Here is a 20,270-nt window from a genome sequence, read left to right on the forward strand (position 1 = left end):
CGGGACGGATGACCCTCTCTCCCCCCAGAGACTCGGCGGTGATGACCGATGGGCACCGAACTGAACGGCACCCGACCGCCCCTCAGCGACGTCACGGTGTGCGACGTCTACGGCGCCGGCGGGCACGCGCAGGTGGTGGTCGACGTGCTGCGCGCCCGCGGCATCCGGGTCCGGCGGCAGTACAACGACATGCCGTCCAACCAGCACCCCGCCAGCGTCGACGTGCACCCCGGCGTCCGGCTGGCCGACGCGGGACTATCGGCGTTCCTCGACGTGCCCGTCGTCATGGCGGTGGGCCGGAACGGTGAGCGCGCCGAGCTCGTCGCCATGATGACCGCCCGGTACCTGCGCGCCGTCCACCCGTCCGCGCTGATCGCCTCCTCGGCACGCATCGGTGAGGGGACGGTCGTGCTGCACGGCGCGATCGTCCAGCCGAACGCCCGGATCGGACGGCACGTCCTGGTCAACACGGCCGCCAGCGTCGACCACGACTGCGTCGTCGGGGACTTCGCGCACATCAGCCCGCACGCCACCCTGTGCGGCCACGTGCAGGTCGGTGAGGGGACCCACGTCGGCGCGGGTGCCGTCGCGATCCCGAAGGTGCGGATCGGCCGGTGGTGCCGGGTGGGGGCCGGGGCCGTCGTGCTGACCGACGTCCCCGACCACACCACCGTCGTGGGCAACCCGGCGCGGGTCGTCCCCGACCGCACCGGGGAACCGCCCCCGGACCGGACGGCGGACTGCCACCGCGGCCCGGCTCGGCTGGGCGCGGTGAGCTGATGGCGGCACCGGTCCACGACGCGTCGCGCATGGAGCGCACGGCCGGGCGGCCGACGGCGGACCACGACCTGGTCTTCGTCGGAGCCGGCGCCTCGACCGCCTACGTCCTGATGGGGCTGCTCGCCGCACTGGAGGACCGGCCGCCGGCCGCGCCGCTGCGGATCGGTGTCGTCGAGCGGGAGCCGGACGCCTTCTCCGGCATCGCCTACGGCGGACGCGCCGCGCGCGCCTCGCTGCTGATCACCTCGCTGCGCGACTTCCTCCCCGACGACGAGCGGGCGCTATTCGTCGCGTGGCTGGCGAGCAACAAGGACCGGGTGTTCACCGAGTTCGTGGCCGAGGCCGGTCCGCTGTCCGTGCGCTGGTGGGCGCGGCACCGGGCAGAGCTCGACCTCGACGAGTTCGAGTCCCTGTACCTCCCCCGGCACGTCTTCGGCACCTACCTCATGGAGCGGACCTGGCGTGCCATCGCCCGGGCGGAGGCGGCCGGGCTCGCCCGGACGGACGTGGTGCAGGACGAGGTCGGCTCGATCGAGCGCGCGGCCGGCGGCTACCTGCTGCACACCGGCAGCGGCGACGTCCGGACCGGTCAGGTCGTCCTCGCCACCGGCTCGCCACCGGTCCTCCCCCGGCTGCCCCCGCGCCACGAGCACCCGGCGGTGGCCCTCGTCGACGACCCGTTCGGGGGCATGGCGGCGGCGGTCGAGCTGATCCGCCCGGCGGTGCAGCGACCGAGGCTCAGCGGGCGTCCTCCGCACGTCGTCCTCATCGGGGGCAACGCGGGCACGATGGACGTGCTCTACCACCTCAACGACCTCGACGTCCCGGCCCTGCAGCAGGCGGTGTTCACCGTCCTCTCCCCCCGTGGCGAGCTGCCCGAGCGGATGGAGGACGAGCACGAGCCCCTCCCCTTCTCCCCCGAGCACCTGCTCGCCCTCGACCACGGTGACCCGGTCGAGGCGGTCGGGGTCTTCCGCGCGGCGCTCGCGGACATCGCCCGGGGACGCGACCTCGGGCTGTCGGTGGCCGACACGCTGCGGCCCATCTCCCGCGCAGTGGGCCAGCTGCTGGGGCGGCTGCCCCGCCAGGAGGCCCTCGAATTCGCCGGGCGGTGGGGGGGCGAGCTCGGCCGGCACCAGCGGCGCGCCGGACGGGAGTACTCCGAGGTGGTGGAGCGCCTCGGCACCGACGGCCGGCTGCACCAGGTCCCCGGCCGGTTCCTCGACGTCCGGGACGCCTCCCCGGACGGGGTGCACGTCCGGTTCGAGCAGGACGGCCGCCTGCTCGACCTCGATCTCCCGGCCGACGTGGTCGTCAACTGCGCCGGGCCGGCGAGGGAGCTCCGGCAGGCGGGCTCGACGCTGCTCTCCCAGCTGTTGACCAGCGGGATCTGCCGGGCGACCCCCTTCGGCGGTGGCATCGCCGTCGACGCCTGCCTCGAGGCCGCTCCGGGCCTGTTCGTGATGGGCCCGTTGCTGGCCGGCAACCTGGTCAACGGTGCCCCGCTGTGGCACATGGAGCACTGCGGCCGGATCAGCTCCTACGGCTCGGCCCTGGGCGCCGACCTCGCGCGGCGGCTCGCGGCGGCCTGAGCCGTCGCGACGGTCCGGAGCGGACGGCTAGAGGATTCAGGCAGGGGCCGGGCCGTCGCCGGCCAGCGACCGCCACTGCGCGCGGAGGCCGGCGGCGATGTCGACCGTCGGCTGCCAGCCGAGCGCCTCCCGGATCTTGTCGGCCGAGCCCCCGGTCCGGCCGACGTCGCCGGCGACGGCCCCGGCGCGCTCCACCGGGAGGCGCCGGCCGGCGATGTCGGAGAGGACGCCGAGGACCTCGTTGACGCTGATGCTGGTCCCCCCGGAGACGTTGAACACCGTCCCCGGCGCGACCTCACCACCGGCGGCGCGGAGGTTCGCCTCGACGACGTCGTCGACGAAGGTGAAGTCGCGCACCTGCTCACCGCTGCCGAACACCACGATCGGCCGGTCGGCGAGGGCAGCGCGGATGAACCGGTGGAAGGCCATGTCCGGGCGCTGGCCGGGGCCGTACACGGTGAAGTAGCGCAGGGACACGGTCGGGACGCCGAAGTTGTCGGCGTACAGGGTGCACAGGTGCTCCGCCGCCAGCTTCGTGACGCCGTACGGGCTGTGCGGACGGGGGACGTCCTCCTCGGTCGTCGGGTACGCAGCTGCGTTGCCGTACACCGAGGAGGACGACGCGTACACCAGGCGGCGCAGGTCCGCGGCGCGCCGGGCGGCCTCCAGCAGGCGCTGCGTGCTGAGGACGTTGGCGGTCACGTACGTGCCGAAGTCCTCCCCCCAGGACTTCCGGACCCCCGGCTGGCCGGCCTCGTGGAAGACGACCGAGACCCCGGTGAGCAGCTCGTCGAGGTCGACGGTCGTGAGGTCGGCGTGGACGAAGCGGAAGCCGTCGGTCGGGACCGCCGCCAGGTTTGCCTCCTTGACCGCGGGGTCGTAGTAGTCGGTGAACGAGTCGAGCCCGACCACCTGCTCACCGGCCGCCAGCAGTCGCCGGGCCAGCGCGCTGCCGACGAAACCCGCGACGCCCGTGACGAGAACGGTCATGGTGTGCTCCTCTCCCGCCACCGGGGCTGACCCCGTGCGGGTCGGTGACGGCCGTTGGCGGCCGGCGGACGGTCATCCGCGGGCCTGCGCCCGCAACCGGACCCGGTCCCGGGCGGTCGGTGACCGGCCACCCGGGCCGTCGGGCCGGCGCGCCGCGCTGATCAGCATCACGTTGGCGATCGCCACCGGCAGGAAGATCGACCAGACCCGGGCCGGCGCCTGCAGGTAGGGGTTGGTCGCGTTGGCGATGAGCATCCCGGCCGCCGCGGTGCACGCGACGACCATGCTGGGTACCAGGTCGGGCCGGGCGCGCGCCCCGCGGACGACGGCGTTCAGGGTCAGGGCAGCACCCGCGACCACCAGCAGCACGCCGACGAGGCCGGTCCAGAACAGCAGGGCGTGGTACTGCAGCTCCCAGCGCCACGGCTCCTCGACGCTGCGGGAGAAGTCGTTGAGGACCGCCCCGAAGCCGTGGCCGAACACCGGCTGGGAGGACCACGCGTCCAGCAGCCGGTCGGCCTGGTAGGTGCGGAGCACGTCGTCGGGGCTGCTGGTCGCAGCGTCGTCGTCGCCGGTCACGTAGCCCGCCAGGCCACCCACCGCGGCGGTGACGATCCCCGAGGCGCCCGGCGTCAGGTACAGCAGCACCACGGTGGTGACGGCGCCGACGCCCAGGCCCCGGCGCTGGCGCCGGGACAGCCGGGCCTCGCCGGAACGGCTCAGCACCGCCTTCACCGCCCACGCCAGCAGGGGGGAGACGATCAGGACCAGCGCGAGGGCACGCCGCCCGGCCGCCAGTGTCCCCGCCGTGGCGGCGACCGCGGCCACGACCCGCAGCCACTGGGGAGGCAGCAGCGGGTCGCGCGGGACGACCAGCGAGGCCACCCACATGGGCCCGGTCGCGACCAGCGTCGTCAGCCCGTAGAAGCGGATCTGCGTGTAGTCGCTGGAGTCGGCGCGCACGGCGCCGTACTCGCCCCCGATGGCGGCCCCGTACTGGTCCAGCACCCACGAGGGGAGGACGTCGGGCAGGCCGCCGGTGCTCTGCGCGACGAAGACGGCGATCGTCCCGCCGAGCCAGATCGTCACCAGCGCGGCGACCGTGAACGCGGCGCGGAGCATCCGCTCGTCCACGGCCGTCGCGACCATCCACCAGAGCAGCGGCGCCGCGACGAAGACCAGGACACCGCTGAAGACCCCGGGGTTGGTCGGTCCCGCGGCCAGGCCGGTCAGGCCGAAGGCGAAGGTCGTGAGCAGCACCGGCAGCAGCGGACCGGCCAGCTGCCTGCGAGCGAGGACGATGGCGCCCGCGGCGAGCGCGCCCATGAGCGCCAGCACCGGGACGAGCACCTGGTTGGAGGAGACCGGACGGGCCAGGACGTAGCCGAAGAGCACCACCGCGGCCCACCGCCACGGTCCCAGCCCCCGCGCTGTCACGTGGCGGAGGCTAGCCCCGCGGCGCCCCTCGCGACAGCGGTCACGGAGCGCCACCTCGGCACGCGTCGGGACGGGCCCAGCGGCGCCACCCGGACGCCGGCGAACCGGGAGGGGTGCCGTCACCAGCACCATCGGGACCAGCAGCTCCGGAGCCACCGGTCCGGCTGCGCACGCAGCGTGAGGACGTGACGTGCGTCTCATGACGACAGGCCGCTCTCACGGATGGTGCGCAGCCGGTCACCTCCAGCCATACCCGCGCGTCAACGCGGACACGCCGTCGGTCCGCGCCCCACCCGACCGTCACCCGCCGGATTCCGGGGCGCTCGCGCCGGGCCGACCGGGCCTCCTGCGGCACTACGTTCCTGTGCCAGCACCAGCCTGCCCGGTCCACCAGCTCCCGGACCAGGGGGCGGCGGTGAGTCCGTGGACGGGGGCCAGTTGTTGTTCGACGACGTGCTCGAGACCATCCGAGCGAGGAAGCGGTGGATCGCCGGCGGGGTGCTGCTCGGTGTCCTCCTCGCTGCCCTGCTGAGCTGGACGGCGGAACGCACGTACTCGTCGACGAGCCGGCTCTTCGTGTCCGTGACCGGCCCTCCCGACCAGACCGCCCCCCTGGACGCCGACACCTTCGCCCAGCAGCGGATGGCCTCCTACGTCCGCGTCCTCACCGGCGAGGAGATGGCGCAGCGGGTGGTCGACGACCTCCGCCTGCCGCTCACCGCGGACCAACTGGCGCAGCAGATCGCGGTCACCCCGCTGCCCGGGACGGTGATCCTGCAGGTCACGGTCACCGACAGCGCACCCCAGCGGGCCCAGGACATCGCGGAGTCCCTGCAGCGGCAGTTCACCGCACGGCTCGACGAGCTGGAGACGCCGGACGGCCGCACCACCCCCACGGTGCAGATCGAGACGCTGCAGGCCCCCGACTTCGACCCCGAGCCGACCAGCCCGGGCTGGCGCCGCAACGTGATGCTCGGCGCGGCCCTCGGCCTCCTGCTGGGGAGCGCGGCGGCGCTGGCGCGGCAGCGCACGGACACCACCGTCCGACGGGAGGAGCAGGTCCGGCGGTCCGTCGGGACCGAGCTCCTCGGCCGGGTCTTCGAGGACCAGCAGCGGGCGGCCCACCCGGTCTCCCCGGTCCTCGACGGCGAGTCGCTCACCGCCGAGGCCTACCGGGCGCTGAGGGTCAACCTGCGCCACGTGGAGGGCGGGGCACCGCAGGTGGTCGTCGTCACCAGTGCCCTGCCCGGCGAGGGCGCGTCCACCGTCGCCGTGCGGCTGTCGGTCTCCCTCGCCCGGTCCGGCAGCCGGGTCCTGCTGGTCGACGGGAACCTCCGCCGGCCCCGGGTGGCCCGGTACCTCGGTCTCGACGAGCACGGCCCCGGGCTCACCGACGTGCTCGCCGGGACGGCGGACCTGCGCGAGGCGACGCAGGCGTGGGGCGACGGCCGGCTCGTCGTCCTGGGTGCCGGACCGCTGCCCACCGAGACCGACGCCGTGCTGGACTCGGCCCGGCTCCGGGGGCTCCTGGGGGTCCTCCGGGACAGCCACGACTTCGTGGTCATCGACACACCGCCCCTGCTCCCGGTGATCGACGCGGCCGCGGTGAGCGCCCTCGCGGACGGCTGCCTGCTCGTGGTGCGCTTCGGCCGGACCCGCGAGGCCGACCTCACCGAGGCTGCGGTCACCCTGGAGCGGGTCCACGCCCGGCTCCTGGGCGTGGTCCTCAACCGGGTGCCGCGCGGCCGGGACATCGAGGCGCGGGGGCGGGCCTACCCGGCCGACGCCGACCGCGGCGGCCCGGACGTCCCCGACGTCCCCGACGGCGACGACGACGGCAGCCGATCGCGGCTGGACCGGGACCCCGCTGCCGACCACACGCCCAGCCGGGCGACCCGGGCGGGCGACCCGGCATGACCGTGATGACCTCGACCATCTCGACCCAGGCAGCTCGGCACCCCGGCAGGTGGGGCCACGTCCGCCGGCGCGCGCCTGCCCCACCGCCCGCCCTCCGGCTCGCGGGACCGAGCCGGTCCGATGGCTGGAGGACACCATGACGATGTCGCACCCCGGAGCCCGGTGGAGGCTGGTCCGCTGCGCGGTGCTCCTGCTGGACCTGCTCTCCCTGCAGGCGGGCCTGGTGCTGGCGACCGCGGCGCGGTACGACGGGTCGCTGGAACCCGTCGACGCCCGCGGCCTGCTGGTCGTCCTGGCCCTGACCGTGTTCGTCTTCCCGCTGGCGTCGTCGATGGTGCGCCTGCACCAGGGGCGGTACGCCGTCGGCAGCGCGGACGAGCTCAAGGCCCTGGCGGTGGCGGTCGGGGCGACCGCGTTCGTCGTCCTGGTCGTCGACGTCGGTCTCGGCTCCCCGCGCCTGCTGCCGCTCAGCGTGCCGGCCATGGCCTCGATCGTGGGCTTCGTGCTGATGATCGGGCTCCGGCTGGCGATCCGGAGCCAGCGCGAGGGCGCCGTCCGGCCGCGGACCGGCCAGCCGACGCTGATTTTCGGCGCCGGGGACGCCGGCGAGCAGCTCCTCCGGTCCATGCTCGGCGACCCGGCCAGCCCCTACCTCCCGGTCGGTCTGCTGGACGACGACCCCGAGAAGCGGCACGCCCGCATCCGCGGGATCCGGATGATGGGCGGACGGGACAGCCTGCCCGCCGCCGCGGCCGCGACCGGGGCCGAGGTCCTGGTCATCGCACTGCCCTCGGCCGGGTCCGAGCTGGTCCGCGACATCTCGCGTCGCGCCCACGCCGCCGGGCTCACCGTGAAGGTCCTGCCCCGGTTCGAGGAGGTGCTCGCCCGGCGCGTCGGCATCCGGGACGTCCGCGACATCGACGTCGCCGACCTGCTGGGGCGCCGGCAGATCGACACCGACGTCGGGGAGATCGCCGACTACCTGCTCGGCAAGCGGGTGCTGGTCACCGGGGCGGGCGGCTCCATCGGCGCGGAGCTGTGCCACCAGATCTCCGGGTTCGGCCCGGCCGAGCTGCTGATGCTCGACCGGGACGAGTCGGCGCTGCACGCCCTGCAGCTCCGGATGTTCGGCGAGGCACGGCTGGACCTCCCGCAGGCGATCCTCGCCGACATCCGTGACGCGGAGGCGCTGCAGACCCTGTTCGCCGAGCGGCGACCCGACGTGGTCTTCCACGCGGCTGCGCTGAAGCACGTCAACATGCTCGAGCAGTACCCCGACGAGGGCTGGAAGACCAACGTCCTGGGCACCCGGAACGTCCTGGCCGCGGCCACGGCGGTGGGCGTGACCCACTTCATCAACGTCTCGACCGACAAGGCCGCCGACCCGGTGAACGTCCTCGGGCGGACCAAGCGGATGGCGGAACAGCTGACCGCCAGCTATGCCGAGCTCAGCGACGGCCGGCTGCTCTCGGTGCGCTTCGGGAACGTCCTGGGGAGCCGGGGGTCGGTGCTGGAGACCTTCGCCGCGCAGATCTCCCGCGGCGGCCCGGTGACCATCACCGACCCCGAGGTCACCCGGTACTTCATGACGATCCCCGAGGCCGTGCAGCTGGTCATCCAGGCCGGCGCGATCGGCGCTGCCGGGGAGGCCCTCGTCCTGGACATGGGCGCCCCGGTGCGGATCGCGGACGTCGCCGAGCAGCTGATCACCATGGAGGGCGCCCACATCGACGTGCGCTACACCGGCCTGCGCCCGGGCGAGAAGCTGCACGAGGACCTGTTCGGGGCCGGCGAGCGGGACACGCGCCCCGTCCACCCCCTCATCAGCCACGTGCCGGTGCCGGCCCTGGAACCCGGTCACCCGCTGCACCCGGCGACCGTCCGGGCGGTCGAGCAGACCACCCGCACGTACGCGGGCCGGGCAGCCGGTCAGCCGGTCCGCGACCGGCGGTCGGTGGCCCGGTGACCGCCACCCTGCCGGGCGCGCGCACGCGCATCCTGCTGTCCACGCCGGACGTGGGTGACCGGGAGGAGGAACTGGTCGGGCAGGCCGTCCGCTCGGGCTGGATCGCCCCGCTCGGGCCCATGGTGGACGCCTTCGAGGAGCAGGTCGCCGACCGCTGCGGACGACGGCACGCCGTGGCGCTGTCCTCGGGCACGGCGGCCCTGCACCTGGCTCTCCTCCAGGCCGGCGCCCGCCCGGGGACGGCCGTCGTGGTCCCCACCCTGACCTTCGCGGCCACCGCCAACGCCGCGGTGTACACCGGCGCGGAACCGGTGTTCGTCGACTGCGAGCAGGAGTCGGGCAACCTCGACCCGGCCCTGCTCGAGACCGCCCTGACCACCCTGCGTGCCGAGGGTGTCGAGGTCGCCGCCGTCGTCCCCGTCGACCTGCTCGGCCGCTGCGCCGACCACACCCGGGTCGCGGCCGTGTGCGAGCGGGCCGGGGTCCCGGTGGTGGCCGATGCCGCCGAGTCCCTCGGTGCCCGGCACGCGTCCCGGCCCGCCGGGTCCTTCGGTGTCACCGCTGCGCTCTCGTTCAACGGCAACAAGATCATGACCACCAGCGGTGGCGGGATGCTGCTCACCGACGACCCGGCGATCGCCACCCGCGCCCGCTACCTGAGCACCCAGGCCCGGCAGCCGGCGGTGCACTACGAGCACACCGAGATCGGCTACAACTACCGGCTGAGCAACGTCCTGGCCGCGCTGGGTCTGGCTCAGCTCGAGCGGCTGGACGGCATGATCGCCCGTCGCCGGGCGCTGCGGGCCGCCTACGCGCAGGTGGTCGAGGGCGTCCCGGGGGTCGAGGTGTTCCAGCGGAGGGGTGACCAGGACGACAACTGCTGGCTCACCGCCGTGGTCGTCGACCCCGGCACGGCCGGCTGGACCGCCGAGGACCTCCGCGCGGCCCTCGACGCGGCCGACATCGAGTCCCGTCCGCTGTGGAAGCCGATGCACGACCAGCCGGTGTTCGCCGGCCGGCGCTCGTTCCTGAACGGCGCCGCGGACCGCCTGTTCGCCACCGGGCTGACGCTCCCCAGCGGCTCGGCGCTGACCCCGGACCAGGTCGGGGTGGTCATGACCGCCCTCACCGACTTCCTGGACCGGCACCGGTGAGCGGGAGGCCGGCGGTCCCCTACCTCCGGGTGAAGCGCGCGGTCGACGTCGTGGTCTCGGGCGCCGGGCTGCTGGTCGGGGCACCGGTCATGGCCGTCGTCGCCGCGGCGGTCCGGCGGGACCTCGGCTCCCCCGTGCTGTTCCGCCAGCTCCGCCCGGGGCTGCGTGGCGCGCCCTTCGAGCTGGTCAAGTTCCGCACCATGCGGACGGTCGGCGCGGACGACGGCGTGGACACCGACGCCCAGCGGCTGACCCCGTTCGGCAGCTGGCTGCGGAGCACGAGCCTCGACGAGCTACCCACCCTGTGGAACGTGCTCCGCGGGGACATGAGCCTGGTGGGCCCCCGGCCGCTGCTCATGGAGTACCTGGACAGGTACACGCCCGACCAGGCCCGCCGGCACGAGGTCCGGCCCGGCATCACCGGGCTCGCCCAGGTGCGGGGGCGCAACGAGCTCAGCTGGGACCAGAAGTTCGCGGCCGACGTCGAGTACGTCGACGGCGTCGGCTGGCGGGCCGACCTGCGCATCCTCGCCGCCACGCTGGCGACCGTGCTGCGCCGCCAGGGCATCTCCGCACCCGGCGCGGCGACCATGCACCTGTTCACCGGGTCGCCACCGGCCGACGCCGCCCCGGGTCGGCACGATGCCGCGTGAGGGTCCGCGCCACGCCCGTCGCCGGCCCCTGACCGATCCCCCCGACGGCGCGGCGGCAGGTGGCGCCCGGGCGGCCACCGGCCAGCTGCGCTCGCTCCTCCGGGGCGTCCAGCTCCCGCTCTGGTCCTTCGGCCAGGTCGGGGTGCAGATGTTCGTCGCCCTGCTGTCGGCGCGGTGGCTGGGCCCGGAGGACCGGGGCGACCTCGTCCTGGCCACGACGCTGGCCACGTTGCTGCTGCTGGTCAGCAGCCTGGGCGCCGGGAACGCGTCCCGGGTGCTGCTCGCCGAGCCGGACCGCTGGTGGACCTGGTCCAGGTACGTCCGGCTGTCGGCGCTGCTCACGCTGCCGCACCTGCTGCTGAGCGCGACCCTCGGGCTGCTCGTCCTCTCCCTGCTCACCACCCCCTCCCCGACAGTGGCCGTCGCCTTCGTCGTCTACTCCGTCCCCGCGCTCGGCGCCCACCTGCTGAGGGAGGGCCTGCACGGGCTCGGTCGGCACCGGACGTCGCTGGCGATCGCCGTGGGCAACGCCGTCGGCCAGCTCGCGCTCATCGCGGGCGCGCACGCCGCCGGGGTCCTCTCGCCGGCGGTCGCGCTGCTCGGCTTCGCGCTGTGCAACACCGTCTCCGTCGTGGTCCAGGTCGCGGTCGGTCGTTCCGCGGACGTCCTCGGGCGGGCGCGGCCACGCGTGACCGCCCGGGAGTGGTCACGGCAGGCTCGGCACCTCATCGGCTTCAGCCGCTTCGCCCTGGTCGCGGCCCTGGGGCAGTCCTTCGTCGTCAACGGCGACCGGCTGGTGCTCGGGGCCACCGGGTCGGCGGCGCAGGTGGGCATCTACGCGGCTGCGTCCTCCCTCGCCCAGCTGACCTACGTCGCCCCGGTGGCGCTGACCGCCCTGCTGACCCGGCGGACGGCAGCGGCGGGGAGCCTGGCGGCATGGGAGCGGATGCACCGCCCGGTGCTCGCCCTCAGCGGCGCGCTGGCGGTCGTCGTCGCGTGCGGGGGGTGGTTCGCGATACCGGTGCTGCTCGGCGAGGACTTCACCGCGGCGCGGGCGGTCCTGCCGGTCCTGTGCGCCGCCGGCATCCCCTTCGCCAGCTACCACGTCGACTCCGCCGCCTGCGCCGGCCTGCGCGACCTGCGGACCGGTGCCCGCGGTGCCCTGCTCGGCTGCGTCGTCCTCGTGGCGGCCGGGACCGCCGGGTCGCACCTGCTGGGAGCGGTCGGAATCGCCTACGGGGTCCTGTTGACCTATACCGTCATGGCCGTGACGGTCCGGTTGCGCATGCCCTCCGCGGGCACGGTCCCGCGCACCACGGTGGGCGCCTCGAGCACCGGCTCATGACCGCGCCGGCGACCGGCCCGCGGCCCGGCGACGGGCCGCCGGACTCGGTGCGGTCCGTCGGCGGCGTGCGCGTCGTCCCGGTCCCGGAGTGGGACGAGCTGGTCCGGCGGCTCGGCGGCCTGGACACGTACACGCGGGCGGCCTACTACGGTGCCTCCGCCCTGCTGGAGCCACCCGGCACGCGGCCGGTGCTGGTCCACTACCGGGACTCCGACGGCGAGGTGGCCCTGGCCCTCCTCCTGCGGCCGCTGGCCGACGGTGCTGGCTGGGACGCCATCAGCGCGTACGGGTACGGCGGTCCGGTCGCGCGGGACGAACCCCGGCCGGCCTCCTTCGGGCTGGCCCTCGACGCCTGGGCCCGGGCGAACGGGGTGGTCACCACCTTCCTCCGGCTGCACCCGGTGCTGGGCAACGCCCGCCTGGTGCCGGCCACCGCGGAGCTCGTCCGGCTCGGCACCACCGTGTTGTGGGACGTCTCGCCCGGGCGCGACCTCGCCGGGAACCTGCACCCCCACCACCGGCGGGCTGCCCGGCGGGCCGACCGGGCCGGTGTCGTGGTGACCGTCGCCTCCCGGCCGCAGTCCCTCGAGCCGTTCCGCAAGCTGTACGAGCTGACGATGCGGCGCAACGAAGCCGACCCGTTCTTCTTCTTCCCGGAGGCCTACTGGGAGGCCCTGCTCGCCGACGACGCGGTGCTCGAACCGGTCCTGGTCGAGGGACGGCTGGACGGCGAGCTGATCTCCGCCCTGCTCTGCTTCGTGCACGGCCCCCGGCTGCACTACCACCTCGGCGGGTCCGACGAGACGGCCCGGTCGCTCGGGGCCTCCAACCGGTGCTTCCTCGCCGCAGCCCAGTGGGCGCAGTCGCGGGCGATGACCGGGTTCCACCTCGGCGGGGGACTGGGTGGCCGGACCGACTCCCCGCTGCAGGTCTTCAAGCAGCGGTTCGACCCCGACGGCGCCCCGCTGCCCTTCCACATCGCCAAGATCGTCCACGACGAGCGTCGCTACCGGGAGCTCGCCGGCACGGCGTCGACGGCCGGGTTCTTCCCGCCATGGCGACGCACCAGTTGACGCGGAGCCGGTCAGCACGACTGCCGCAGTGCGGCAGCCCCCAGGCCACCGGCCTCGCCGACCACAGCAGACGCCCACCGGCGGAGCCCCATGTCCGCCCGGGCGTCGGCCACCGCCACGTCGGCGTCGGTGCACCGGCGGACGAGGATGCCGGCGCGCACCACGTGGTAGCTGTTGGTCACCACGGTGATGCGCCGCCACCCCTGCTCGGCGACCAGGGCTCCCAGCGACCGGGCCTCGGCACGGGTGTCCGCGCCCGCGGCGGTGAAGCAGTACACCTCCAGGTCCCCGGGCTCGCTGCACAGTGCCCGCGCCGGCTCGTTGTCCGCTCCCCCGGCGACGGACACGACGAGGACCCCCGCGCCGTCGGCGGCCAGCCGGGTCGCGACGGGCAGCCGCGTCGACGCGTCACCGGCGAGGACGACGACCGCGTCGCTGCCCCCCACCGACCCAGTGGGCGGGTACACGAACAGCCGGAGTGCGAGCGCGACGCCGAGCGCCAGCGCCAGGGCGAGCCCCATCAGCCACCGGCGACGGACCGACCACCGCCGTCGTCGGACCGGCTGGTCCTGCCCCCGGCGGCGCACGCGCACCCCGGCGAGTGTGCCAGCGGGAGCGCGGCTGCGGTCCCTCCGCGCGCTCCCCGTCCGGTCCCCGCAGGTGCGGTCCGGTGACGGTGAGCGCGTCGCCGGCGCCGCCGCTGCCCGGCACCCCAACCCGTCGCCGACACCAACGCACGTTCGTCGCGGCCGGGTCGGCCGTGGTGCTGGCCGGGGCGCTGGTGCTGGCCACCACGACCGGCGACGGAACCGACCCCTACCTGGCGGTCACCGTCAGCGGCGGACTGGTCCTGGCGACCGGGTCCGGCTTCCCCGCGGGCGAGCCGGCCGTGCTGACGGCCCGATCGGACGAGGGCAGTGCGTCGGTGTGGGTCACCGCGGCCGGCGACGGGGGCCTCGACGCCGCGTTCCGGCCCCCGGCCGGCTTCACCGGCGACGTCGCGGTGTCCGCCACGGCCGACGCGGGCCGTGCCGAGGACACCGTGGCCGTGCCCCCCGGTCCGCCCGCTCCGCCGTCCTCCGCCCCGGCCGGACCGGCCGCCGTGCCGATGACCGGTCCACCGGCCGCGGACACGGTCCCTCCCACGGTGTCCGGGCTGCCGGAGTCGCAGGTCCCCGCCGACATCGCAGCCGACTGCTCGGTCGACGTCACCGAGGCGTTGAACGACTGGCTCGCCTCGGTCCCCGACGGCAGCCAGGTCGACCTGGGCCGCGAGGGGTGCTATCGGGTGGACGGCTCGCTGCGCCTCGACGGCCGCCGCGATCTCGTGATCGCGGGTAACAGCTCGACCCTCCGGGCCGGGGTGACGGCGCCCGCAGGCACCAACCGCGCGCAGTGGTATTTGGAGTACGGCAGCAACATCACCCTGCGGGACATGACGCTGGTCGGGGTCGCCCCCGCGGCCGAGTTCGACGCCGACCACGAGTGGGACCACAACATCTTCATCCGGGGCACCCGCACCGTCACCGTGGAGAACGTGCACGGCAGGCGGGCCCAGGGCGACTTCATCGCCATCGCGCAGGGGGCGGACAACACCACGATCCCCAGCGACATCACCATCCGGAACGTCTCCGCCGAGACGATCGGGCGGATGGGGATCTCCTGCGTCGCCTGCGACGGGGTGTCGGTGTCCGGCAGCGTCTTCAACGACATCGCCTACCACGTCTTCGACCTGGAGCTGCAGGGTGACGACTGGCCGGGCCGGGACGTGACGTACACCGGCAACACCGTCGGCAGCCACGGCTGGGCCTTCTTCTCCGTCGGCGCCCCCACCCCGACGCGCCGCAACGACCTGTCGGGCATCACCATCACCGGCAACACCGTGACGATGCCGGGGTCCGACGTGGAGAACTGCCAGCCGTCGATCAGCTTCCGGGCGAACACCGTCCCGGCCGACACCGTCACCATCACCGACAACCGTCTCCTCTCGCACAGCGACGGGGTGCTGGTGCGGCGGGCGTCGGACGTGACCGTCCGCGGGAACACCGCGACGCTCGCCGAACCGGGCTGCGGCGACCCCGTGGGGTTCCGCACCTCGGACGTCGACGACCCGGATGTCGGCGGCAACGACGTGACCGGCTACCGGACAGCACAGGAGGTCGAGTAGTGACCGGAAGCGGATCAGCCGACGGCCCCGCGGTGCCGGGTCCCCGGGGGCGCCGGCCGGCGACCGGAGGCCGCCCCCGCGTCGTCTACGGCATCACGGTGCCGCAGTCGGCGGCGACCCTCCTCCGGGGCCAGCTCGGCTGGTTCCGCACCCAGGGCTGGGACGTCCACCTCGTGACCTCCCCCGGCGGTCCGCTGGACGCCGTGGTCGACCGCGAGCGCGTGACCGTGCACCGGCTGCCCATGGCGCGGGAGACCCGGCCGCTCGCCGACCTCGTGGCGCTGGTGCGCTGGGTGGTCCTGCTGCGCCGGCTGCGACCCGACGTGCTCAACGTCGGCACGCCCAAGGCCGGGCTGCTCGGGACCCTCGCCGGCTGGCTCGCCCGGGTGCCGGTCCGCGTCTACGTCATGCGCGGCCTCCGGCTCCAGGGCGCCCGCAGCCGCGGTCAGCGCGCCGTGCTGTGGGCGGCGGAGCGGCTGAGCGTGGGACTCGCCACCGACGTGGTGTGCGTCAGCCACAGCCTCCGGGAGGAGGCGACGGCGTTGCGGCTCTTCGGCCGGCGGGACCGGCCGGTCGTGCTGGCCGCGGGGAGCAGCAACGGGGTCGACCCCGGGCGCTGGGATCCGGGGTTCAGCGCGGCGGACCGGGACGCCGTCCGGGCCGGCTGGGGTGCGGCGCCGGGCGACCTGGTCGTGGGGTTCGTCGGCCGGGTCGCCTTCGACAAGGGCGTGCAGGACCTGCTCGCGGCCTTCGGGCCATTGACCGACCTGCCCGTCCGGCTGCTGCTGCTGGGCCCGGTCGAGGACGAGGAGCTGCGCGGGGCGATCACGGCGCTGGGCGAGCGCGTGACCAGGATCGAGGACTGGACCTTCGACCTGGACCACGTCTACGTCGGCATCGACGTGCTGTGCCTGCCCACCCGTCGGGAGGGGTTCCCCAACGTCGTCCTCGAGGCGGCCCTGGCCGAGGTCCCCAGCATCACCACCACCGCGACGGGTGCCCGCGACTCCGTCGTCCCGGGGGTCACCGGGTGGCTCGTGGAGACCGGTGACGTCGACGGGCTCGCCACCGCGATCCGGGCCTGCGTCGCGGACCGCGAGGGGGTCCGGGTCGCCGGCCGGGCGGCCCGGGCGCGGGCGCTGAGCGACTTCCGGCCAACGACGATCTGGTCGGGTCTCGAGCAGCTCTACCGGAGCGGGTCGCCGACGCCGCCCGGGAGCCGGAGCGCGTCGAGGAACGGCTGACGCCACGCGCCGAAGCTGTAGTGCTCCTCGACGGCCCGTCGCGCACCCCGGCCGCGTGCCCGGCGGTCGGCCGCCGGCTCGGTCAGCAGGCCGGTCAGGGCGTCCACCCAGGCACCGTGGTCGGTGGCGGCACAGCCGCCCAGCTGGTCGACGACCTGGGCGTTGACCCCCACCGGGGACGCGCACACCGGCAGTCCGGCAGCCCCGTACTGGAGCAGCTTGTAGGCGCACTTGCCGCGGGTGAACGGAGTGTCCGGGAGCGGCATGATGCCGCAGTCGGCCTCGACGAGGAGGGCGTCGGTGCGCGGGCCCGCCCAGGTGACCCGGTCGACCATGGCGTCGAGGTCGCCGAGGGGGCGGTTCCCCGCACTGATCACCAGCAGCCGTGCGCCGGTGCTCCGGTGCACCTGCAGCAGTGCCGGTGCCACGGAGGCCAGGTAGCCCTCCGTCGACGGGGACCCCAGCCACACCAGGCGGGGCACCGCTCCGACGGCGTACTCCTGCTTCTGCGGGTAGGCCGTGGGATCGACGCAACTGGGGATGACGGTCACGTCGGGGTTCCGCTCGGCTGCAGCCTCGGCGAGGTGCACGTTGCCGGCGATCACCAGGTCCGCGGCGGCCACGGCCCGGGCCCACACCGCCGACTGGCCCAGGAACCGGTGCAGGCCGGCGCGGCGGTCGGCGTAAAGCGCGTCGTCGAAGTCGTACACCCCCCAGCCGGCCCGCCGCAGCAGGCTGCTCTCCAGCCGCCCCCCGGTGAACGGCCCCATGGAACGGGACACCAGGAGCCGCTCGGGTGCCGGACCCCGGCGGAGGCCCTGCAGCCGGGTCTCGGCACGGAGGACGCCGAGGGGTCGCCGGGCCAGGGTCCCCGGCCGGACGTTCGACGTCCCCAGGTAGGTGGAGACGACGGGCTCAAGACCGAGGAACCGCATCCAGTCCAGCACCCGGACCCGCGTGCTGGCCCCAGTCGGGCCGTACGAGGCGGCGACCACGAGCGGTGCCGCGGTCACCGGCTGCGCCCCGTCCGCCCGTCCACCGCGCCACGCTACTGCGGCGCCGCCCTCTGCAGGGCGGGTTCGTCAGCGGCCGTCGTCCCCGGCGGGGACCTGCCCGCAGGTCCGGGGCTCGCGGTCGTGCCCGGCAGGGTGCCCGCGGTGCAGCCCGTCCGGGGCCGACCCGGGCGCGACCTCCCGCAGCGGTGGTTCGGCGCCCGCTGTCCGGTGGGCCTCCTGGAGGTCGTCGGCCTCCCGCAGCCGACGACCGATGAGCCGACCGGCGACGACGACGACCACCGGCCAGCTGGCGGCGGCGGCGACGAGCAGCGCGTTCACCGGTGCGTCCCGCGCCGAGGACCGGGCGGTGCGGGTGTCCATGTCCAGCCCACGGGGATCCCTCCCGGTACACGGCCGATCACGCATACGACACTACCCGCGTCACCGGCCCGGTGCCCCCGTCGCGCCGTGTCTCACCCGAGGACGAACGCCAGCGCCAGCAGGCCGGTGACCACCCCGCTGCCGGCGAGGGCGGCCATCGGCAGGCCACCGGCGCGGGAGGCGGCCAGCGCGCCGCGGGCGTCCGGCCCGCGCCGGGCGGTCCGGTACCGCCGCGCGGCCCGCCAGCCGACCGCCACCGCTTGGAGCAGGCCGAGCCCGGCGAGCGCGAAGGCCAGCCCGCCGAGCGTGGGCGCGGCCAGCCGGCCGGCACCGACCGCGGCCACCGCCAGCGCCAGCGACGTCCGCCGCCAGGCCAGGGCGGTGCGCTCGGCCTGCAGGCCGGGGTCGGGGGCCGGCGGGCTGCTCACCGCAGCAGCAGGCCGAGCAGCAGCAGGACCCCGGCGGCCAGCGTCCCGGCCGCGATCACCGGGCTGAGCAGCGGGGAGGGCAGCGGCCGGCGGCGGCGCACCGCCCGCTCGGTGGCCGCCCAGCCCCACCACGCCTGGACCGGGGCCAGCACGCCCAGGCCGACGAGCAGCAGGGCGCAGGCCAGCCGCAGCCCCCCGGCGATCGGCACGTCCAGGGCCTCCAGCGCGACCCCGGCGGCCGACAGCGCCAGCGACGTCCGGATCCAGGCCAGGAAGGTGCGCTCGTTGGCCAGGCTGAACCGGGGGTCCGGCTCGTCGCCCACGCCGTACACCGACCGCGGGAACCGGGCCCGGCCCGGCCCGCTCGTGCTGGTCACCGCACTCCCCCGCGTCCTCGACCCGTCGCCGAGGAGTGGACCACAGCCGGTTCAGCTGCGGATCTCGGGGAGGTCGTCGTCCCGCCACTCCGCCGGTCCGGTCTCCGCCGCACCCGCCAGGGCCTCCTCCCGGCCGCGGAGCTCGACCCGGCGGATCTTCCCGGAGATGGTCTTGGGCAGCTCGGCGAACTCGATCCGGCGCACCCGCTGGAAGGGTGCCAGGTGCTCGCGGGCGTACCGCAGGATCGACACCGCGGTCTCCCGGGTGGGTTCGTGCCCGGGCGCGAGGCTGATGTACGCCTTGGGCACGGCCAGCCGGATGGCGTCCGGCGCCGGCACCACCGCCGCCTCCGCGACGGCCGGGTGCTCGATGAGGACCGACTCCAGCTCGAAGGGGCTGATCTTGTAGTCCGAGGCCTTGAAGACGTCGTCGGTCCGGCCGACGTAGGTCACGTACCCGTCGGCGTCCACGCTGGCGACGTCGCCGGTGTGGTAGTACCCGCCGGCCATCGCCTCGGCGTTGCGCTCGGGGTGGCCGCGGTAGCCGGTCATCAGCGGCAGCGGCGAGCGGGACAGGTCCAGGCAGATCTCCCCCTCCCCCGGCCCCTCGACGCGGGCGCCGGTGAGCGGGTCGACCAGGACCACCGGGACGCCGGGCAGCGGCCGGCCCATCGAGCCGGGCACGACCGGCGACCCCGGCGTGTTGGCGATCTGCGCGGCGGTCTCGGTCTGGCCGTAGCCGTCACGGATGGTCAGCCCCCAGTGCCGCTGCACCTGGGCGATCACCTCGGGGTTGAGCGGCTCCCCGGCGCCGAGCACCTCGCGCAGCGCACCGGGCCCGCCGCTGAGGTCGGTGGTGATGAGCATCCGCCAGACGGTCGGCGGGGCGCAGAAGGAGGTGACGCCGTGCTCGGCCAGCCGGCGGAGCAGCGTCCCGGCGTCGAACCGGGCGTAGTTGGCGACGAAGACGGTGGCCTCGGCGATCCAGGGCGCGAAGAAGCAGGACCAGGCGTGCTTGGCCCAGCCCGGTGAGGAGATCGCCAGGTGCACGTCGCCGGGCTGCAGCCCCAGCCAGTACATCGTGGTCAGGTGCCCCACCGGGTAGGAGACCTGGGTGTGCTCCACCAGCTTGGGGCGCGAGGTGGTGCCCGAGGTGAAGTACCACAGCAGCGGGTCACCCGGCGCGGTGCCCGGGTGCGCCGCCGGCGGTGCGTCGAGCGCGGCGGCCTCCCGCAGGTCCGCCCAGCCCGCGGCCGCGCCGACGCTGATCCGGGTGTACTCCCCGGGCACCGAGGCGAACTTCGCGGTGTCGACGGCGTTGCAGACCACGTGCCGCGCGCCGCTGCGGCCGATCCGGTCGGTGAGGTCGGTGGGGCCGACCGCCGTCGTGGTGGGCATGACCACCGCGCCCAGCTTCATGATCGCCAGCATCGACTCCCACAGCTCGACCTGGTTGCCGAGCATCAGCAGCACCGGGTCGCCCCGGCGGACGCCCCGCTCGGCCAGCCAGGCGGCCAGCCGGTCCGAGGCGCGGGACATCTCGGCGAAGCTGCGCGCGACCGTCGACCCGTCCTCCTCCACGACCACCAGGGCCGGGCGGTCGTTGCCGCGGGCGATGGCGTCGAACCAGTCCACCGCCCAGTTGAACCGCTCCCCCAGCTCCGGCCAGGTGAACTCCGCCACCGCGCGGGCGTGGTCCCCGCGCAGCGCGAGCAGCTGGTCCCGGCTGGCCCGGTACGCCGCCGTTGCGTCCATCAGGACCTCCTCGCGG

At 75.1% G+C, this 20,270-nt stretch carries 18 protein-coding genes; 10 read left to right on the forward strand and 8 right to left on the reverse strand.

The features are described from left to right. The first annotated feature begins 48 nt into the window (after positions 1 to 48). Together MODMU_RS12900 and MODMU_RS12905 are read left to right on the forward strand one after the other, a co-directional pair. Positions 49 to 780 carry an acetyltransferase gene (locus MODMU_RS12900; protein ID WP_014740706.1) on the forward strand — a complete coding sequence of 244 codons (732 nt, stop codon included), beginning with the start codon at positions 49 to 51 and terminating at the stop codon, positions 778 to 780. Continuing rightward, entirely contained in the window at positions 780 to 2,372 is a 1,593-nt protein-coding gene (locus tag MODMU_RS12905) for an FAD/NAD(P)-binding protein (protein ID WP_014740707.1), read from the forward strand. The genes MODMU_RS12900 and MODMU_RS12905 overlap by 1 nt, the downstream gene beginning before the upstream one ends. 36 nt (positions 2,373 to 2,408) lie before the next feature. On the opposite strand, the gene MODMU_RS12910 is transcribed toward MODMU_RS12905, so the two are convergent. Both MODMU_RS12910 and MODMU_RS12915 read right to left on the reverse strand, forming a co-directional pair. After that, complete coding sequence (locus MODMU_RS12910; protein WP_014740708.1) at positions 2,409 to 3,362, reverse strand: NAD-dependent epimerase/dehydratase family protein; 954 nt, start codon at positions 3,360 to 3,362, stop codon at positions 2,409 to 2,411. 72 nt (positions 3,363 to 3,434) lie between these two features. Continuing rightward, positions 3,435 to 4,799: a hypothetical protein gene (locus tag MODMU_RS12915; RefSeq protein WP_166503482.1), complete on the reverse strand. Its 1,365-nt coding sequence runs from the start codon at positions 4,797 to 4,799 to the stop codon at positions 3,435 to 3,437. A gap of 423 nt (positions 4,800 to 5,222) precedes the next feature. On the opposite strand from MODMU_RS12915, the gene MODMU_RS12920 reads away from it, so the two are divergent. The 6 genes from MODMU_RS12920 (at position 5,223) to MODMU_RS12945 (ending at position 12,907) form a co-directional block, all read left to right on the forward strand. Then, positions 5,223 to 6,716 carry a tyrosine-protein kinase domain-containing protein gene (locus MODMU_RS12920; protein ID WP_014740710.1) on the forward strand — a complete coding sequence of 498 codons (1,494 nt, stop codon included), beginning with the start codon at positions 5,223 to 5,225 and terminating at the stop codon, positions 6,714 to 6,716. Positions 6,717 to 6,858: 142 nt separating this feature from the next. Next, entirely contained in the window at positions 6,859 to 8,682 is a 1,824-nt protein-coding gene (locus tag MODMU_RS12925; RefSeq protein WP_197537407.1) for a nucleoside-diphosphate sugar epimerase/dehydratase, read from the forward strand. Beyond that, positions 8,679 to 9,836, forward strand: coding sequence for a DegT/DnrJ/EryC1/StrS family aminotransferase (locus MODMU_RS12930; RefSeq protein WP_014740712.1), 1,158 nt, complete (start codon positions 8,679 to 8,681; stop codon positions 9,834 to 9,836). The genes MODMU_RS12925 and MODMU_RS12930 overlap by 4 nt, the downstream gene beginning before the upstream one ends. Then, positions 9,833 to 10,489, forward strand: coding sequence for a sugar transferase (locus tag MODMU_RS12935; RefSeq protein WP_014740713.1), 657 nt, complete (start codon positions 9,833 to 9,835; stop codon positions 10,487 to 10,489). The genes MODMU_RS12930 and MODMU_RS12935 overlap by 4 nt, the downstream gene beginning before the upstream one ends. Then, complete coding sequence (locus MODMU_RS12940) at positions 10,479 to 11,834, forward strand: lipopolysaccharide biosynthesis protein (RefSeq protein ID WP_014740714.1); 1,356 nt, start codon at positions 10,479 to 10,481, stop codon at positions 11,832 to 11,834. The genes MODMU_RS12935 and MODMU_RS12940 overlap by 11 nt, the downstream gene beginning before the upstream one ends. After that, the gene (locus MODMU_RS12945; protein WP_014740715.1) at positions 11,831 to 12,907 is read left to right on the forward strand and encodes a GNAT family N-acetyltransferase; all 1,077 of its coding nucleotides are present in this window, start codon (positions 11,831 to 11,833) and stop codon (positions 12,905 to 12,907) included. Before MODMU_RS12940 ends, MODMU_RS12945 begins: the two co-directional genes overlap by 4 nt. An 11-nt stretch (positions 12,908 to 12,918) precedes the next feature. Here the strand turns inward: MODMU_RS12945 and MODMU_RS12950 are convergent, their stop codons facing one another. Further along, positions 12,919 to 13,428, reverse strand: a complete 510-nt coding sequence (locus MODMU_RS12950) for an ElyC/SanA/YdcF family protein (protein ID WP_014740716.1) — start codon at positions 13,426 to 13,428, stop codon at positions 12,919 to 12,921. Positions 13,429 to 13,577: 149 nt separating this feature from the next. Between MODMU_RS12950 and MODMU_RS12955 the strand changes: the two genes are divergently transcribed. Then, positions 13,578 to 15,074, forward strand: coding sequence for a right-handed parallel beta-helix repeat-containing protein (locus tag MODMU_RS12955; protein WP_166503483.1), 1,497 nt, complete (start codon positions 13,578 to 13,580; stop codon positions 15,072 to 15,074). Positions 15,075 to 15,106: 32 nt separating this feature from the next. After that, the gene (locus MODMU_RS12960) at positions 15,107 to 16,318 is read left to right on the forward strand and encodes a glycosyltransferase family 4 protein (protein ID WP_166503484.1); all 1,212 of its coding nucleotides are present in this window, start codon (positions 15,107 to 15,109) and stop codon (positions 16,316 to 16,318) included. Here MODMU_RS12960 and MODMU_RS27050 read toward each other — a convergent pair. The 5 genes from MODMU_RS27050 to MODMU_RS12985 form a co-directional block, all read right to left on the reverse strand. After that, positions 16,261 to 17,331, reverse strand: a complete 1,071-nt coding sequence (locus MODMU_RS27050; protein WP_014740719.1) for a glycosyltransferase family 4 protein — start codon at positions 17,329 to 17,331, stop codon at positions 16,261 to 16,263. The two genes, MODMU_RS12960 and MODMU_RS27050, sit on opposite strands and share 58 nt — an antisense overlap. A 69-nt stretch (positions 17,332 to 17,400) precedes the next feature. Then, positions 17,401 to 17,694, reverse strand: a complete 294-nt coding sequence (locus MODMU_RS12970) for a hypothetical protein (protein WP_014740720.1) — start codon at positions 17,692 to 17,694, stop codon at positions 17,401 to 17,403. A gap of 92 nt (positions 17,695 to 17,786) precedes the next feature. After that, entirely contained in the window at positions 17,787 to 18,122 is a 336-nt protein-coding gene (locus MODMU_RS12975; RefSeq protein ID WP_014740721.1) for a DUF202 domain-containing protein, read from the reverse strand. Beyond that, on the reverse strand, positions 18,119 to 18,499 hold the full coding sequence (locus MODMU_RS12980) for a YidH family protein (protein WP_014740722.1): 381 nt from the start codon (positions 18,497 to 18,499) through the stop codon (positions 18,119 to 18,121). The genes MODMU_RS12975 and MODMU_RS12980 overlap by 4 nt, the downstream gene beginning before the upstream one ends. A 51-nt stretch (positions 18,500 to 18,550) precedes the next feature. Then, positions 18,551 to 20,254 (reverse strand): AMP-binding protein, encoded by a 1,704-nt coding sequence (locus MODMU_RS12985; protein ID WP_014740723.1) that lies wholly within the window; start codon positions 20,252 to 20,254, stop codon positions 18,551 to 18,553. Positions 20,255 to 20,270: the final 16 nt, after the last annotated feature.

The sequence above is a fragment of the Modestobacter italicus genome (assembly GCF_000306785.1).
GTDB classification, from domain to species: domain Bacteria; phylum Actinomycetota; class Actinomycetes; order Mycobacteriales; family Geodermatophilaceae; genus Modestobacter; species Modestobacter italicus.